The organism is Methanoculleus sp. UBA413 (assembly GCF_002502935.1).
Classification (GTDB): Archaea; Halobacteriota; Methanomicrobia; order Methanomicrobiales; family Methanoculleaceae; genus Methanoculleus; species Methanoculleus bourgensis.
Genome location: NZ_DAQR01000109.1, coordinates 1 through 3,549, shown reverse-complemented (window position 1 = coordinate 3,549; position 3,549 = coordinate 1). Strand labels below are relative to the sequence as shown.

At 60.3% G+C, this 3,549-nt stretch carries 3 protein-coding genes; 1 reads left to right on the top strand and 2 read right to left on the bottom strand.

The window, feature by feature from the left end; genetic code table 11:
- Together BP858_RS08930 and BP858_RS08925 are read right to left on the bottom strand one after the other, a co-directional pair.
- The coding region (locus BP858_RS08930; protein WP_286879326.1) for a methanogenesis marker 12 protein at window positions 1–475 on the bottom strand (475 nt) is incomplete at its 3' end.
- A 54-nt stretch (window positions 476–529) separates the two neighbouring features.
- Window positions 530–1,402 carry a DUF368 domain-containing protein gene (locus BP858_RS08925; protein ID WP_286879325.1) on the bottom strand — a complete coding sequence of 291 codons (873 nt, stop codon included), beginning with the start codon at window positions 1,400–1,402 and terminating at the stop codon, window positions 530–532.
- Between the two features lie 659 nt (window positions 1,403–2,061).
- Between BP858_RS08925 and BP858_RS08920 the strand changes: the two genes are divergently transcribed.
- The coding region (locus tag BP858_RS08920; RefSeq protein WP_349680575.1) for a DUF7282 domain-containing protein at window positions 2,062–3,549 on the top strand (1,488 nt) is incomplete at its 3' end.

Sequence of the window (3,549 nt, the reverse complement as noted above, 5' to 3'; positions counted from 1 at the left end):
GGCCCTCGGTCACAAGAAGGGTGACGGTGTTTGAACTCGCGTCGCAGACCACGATATCCGGCCCGAGGTCGTGCGAGACTTCGTAGAGGATCCCGATCTTCTCGGGGCTTGCCTGGTGGGAGTATGCTTTGAACCGCGGATCGGTCGGGGATCCGCGGTGCAGCCCCGGGATGACGACGGCCGGGAGACCGCTTCTCTCGATCTCGTCATAGACCCGGGTGCCGCCGCCGATATGCTTGCCGGCCCCCTCCCGTGAGATGATGCCGCGATTCTTGACCTTCCTGATATCGGTGATAGCAGGGATGCCGTCACCCATCGAGTAGCAGACGGCAATACCCTCGATCTCGTCGAGAGGGCAGAGGCGGCCGAGGTCGTCGGCCGAGAACTGCCTGGCCTCTTCACGGGAGATCTTGAATTCCTGCGTCCCGGTGGAGAAGCGCATCGCGGTAGTGCCGTGATCGATGCCGATGAACATGATATTGTACCGGTTTACCTCAGAAAAGAAGTATGTTGTTAAATTCCCCGGGACTCAGGCCCCGCTGACCGTATAGCGCCTCTTCGCGTACTCCACCGCGCCGACGATGACGAGACCGGCGATGAAGAAGATCCAGCCGCCGGTCAGCATGTCCCCGGCCAGAGACCCCTTCTCCCAGAGCATCCTTGCTGAGCCGAGCATCAGCCCGGTGAGGAAGGCGAGCATCGCCTCGGGGTGGGTCGTTAAGAGGTATTTGAGGCCCTTAGTGAAGATAAGGAGCCCGGTGACGCCGCCGGCGATGTAGGCGACGATCTCGGGGATTGAGAGGGCCCTGAGCGCTGCAAGCATGAACTCGTACTGGTTGAGGACGAGGGTCATGTAGGCTCCCGATATCCCGGGGAGGATCATGGCACAGAGCGCCACCATCCCGGTGAGGAAGAGGACCGGCAGGGAGTGGCCGACGTCGAGGTGCCCGAGGCCTGCAAGGAGGAACCCGGCGCCTGTCCCGACGGCGAGGTAGGCAAGGGTGGCCGCGCGCAGGGAACGGATCTCCAGGAAGAGGATGATGGCGGAGGCTAAGATCAGGCCGAGGAAGAAGGAGTAGGTCCCCACCGCGTGGTCGGTGAGAAGCGAGAGGATCACCCCGGACATCGCGAGGAAGGCTGTGCCGATCCCGGCGAGGAGAACCACGAGGAACGGGATATCGATCTTCCCGAGGTCGGCCTGGAATGATGCAAAGTCTCCTCTGACAAGGTGCTTTGCCGAGGCCGGGTCGATGCTGCCGATGGCCCCGACCAGCCGCTCGTAGATTCCTGTGATGAGGGCGATCGTCCCCCCGGAGACCCCGGGGATGATATCACAGGCTCCCATCATCAGCCCGCGCAGGTAAATCCCGGCGTGCTCCCGTACGCCCGGGCGGGGGGTCATGGTCCCGCTCCGTAGCAGGTCACCGGAGTTATGCCGGCACGGGGAATTCGGGGCTGCAGACGGATTGTATCAGGTTTGGGCCAGGTGAACGCCTGCGCGTAGACGACGATCAATCCGGCAGCGGAAACCAGGGACCGGGCGAGGGTGCATGATTCTCTCAAGCGGACAACTCCTTCATCATAGATGGTATGTAATGGATGTAAAGTATGCTCCGCCGCTGACTACCTGTATGTGTCCGGGCCGGGTGGGGGCATGAACTCTCTTTCCATGCTGCCGGGTCATCGATTCCGGTCCTGAGGGAGAGCGGAACAATGCTTCCAGGGTCATGATGGGGTTATGGGGGGTTTTGCGGATATCCATCTGCATGGAAGGCACAGCCCCCTCCCTCTCTCCCTAACCCCGGGCGACTGTCCACCCCGGTCCACTGCCTGGGGGGAGTCAGGAGAAAAGCCGTCTTCATGCGTGAAACTTTCTCGCCGTGCCTGACCAGGGATTATTGCAGTCTTTCTGTGTGATCGCGAAAAAGGCCTGAATACAACTGTGAATGCCCATAATGGCTCTACCTTTGACTGCTTTTTCGGGTGCGCGCGTTTTAATTTTATTATAGCAATATTTTTATATTACGCTGAATATTCATTTGTCCACAAGGGGGGATATGCATGAAACAATCATTACTGTTCAGTTTGTGCATCGTCCTTCTCCTGTCGGTCGCTGCCGCAAGCACGGCAGTCCTGATTGGAGAAGGACCTGTCGAACTGAGTCCTGATGAGTATGTGAACATTACACCTGTAAACAGTACCGAGACGTACGAGGTGCCCCAGGCAACCGTACTTGGAGCACTCGATGCAGCCTCGATCCTCGGAGCATTTGAGTACAAGGTCACTGCAGACCTGCCTCCGGAAGAGGGGAATCTCAGTGTTACCTCAATTGCAGGCGTTGAGAACGAGGTACGGAATGAGACCCCGTACGCCTGGACGTTCTGGGTGAACGACGAGGAGGCTACGACCGGACCCGCTGCGACGAATGTAACCGACGGGGACAACGTGACCTACTCCTACGGGCCTCCGGGCCACTCCGTGGAGAACGCCTCCTATACGCTGAATGTCTACGTGAGCGTGCCGGGGGCGGAAGTGAACGTGACCCCGACCCCAACGGTGAACGTAACACCGACTCCGACGGAGAACGTGACGCCTGCCCTCAATGTCTCTGACCAGCCGATTGTGAACGACACGGTGAGCATTGACCGTGCAGTGATCAACCAGACTGGCTGGGTGAACATCCACGCAGACCTGAACGGGACGCCCGGGGACATCCTGGGGTACAGCCCGCTCAGCGAGGGCGTGAATGAGAACGTGACCGTGACGATCGAGACCGAGAACGCTACGCCGGTTCTCTACGCCATGCTCCACGTCGATGAAGGGGAGGAGGGAGTCTTTGAATTCCCGGGTCCTGATGTACCGGTCCTCCTGAATGGAAGCCCCGTCCAGCAGGCCTTTAACGTGACCGGGGGGCTGCCCGCTGTGAACGTGACCCCGACTCCGACGGTGAACGTGACCCCGACTCCGACGGTGAATGTGACCCCGACCCCGACGGTGAATGTGACCCCGACCGCCGAAGCGAACGTCACCATCACGTCGCCTGAGGAGGGTGCTAACATTACTACCGGGAACGTTACGGTGAGCGTGAACGTCACGAACTTCACGCTGGTCGAGCCCACGGGGCAGCCGAACGCTCCCGGTGAGGGCCACCTGCACTACTACCTGGATGCTGTAGTGCCGACGAATGCGAGCGCTCCCGCTATCCCGGAGACCGGCGGCTACGCCATCTCTACGAACACCTCCTACACCTGGGAGGACGTGCCATCGGGTGAGCACAACCTCTCGGTCCAGCTGGTCAATAACGATCACACGCCGGTCATCCCGCTTGCCGCAGACACGGTCAGCGTGACAGTCGGCGGTGTCACTCCTACACCCACGCCGACGGTGAATGTCACACCTACGCCCACTGTGAACGTGACGCCGACACCGACGATGAACGTGACGCCCACGCCGACGGTGAACGTAACACCGACCCCGACGGAGAATGTCACACCTACGTCCACTGTGAACGTGACGCCCACGCCGACCGTGAACGTAACGCCGACACCA

What these genes read in the sequence shown, in the direction of transcription:
- BP858_RS08925 (WP_286879325.1), bottom strand. Translation starts at nt 1,402, where the DNA reads ATGACCCCCCGCCCGGGCGTACGGGAGCACGCCGGGATTTACCTGCGC.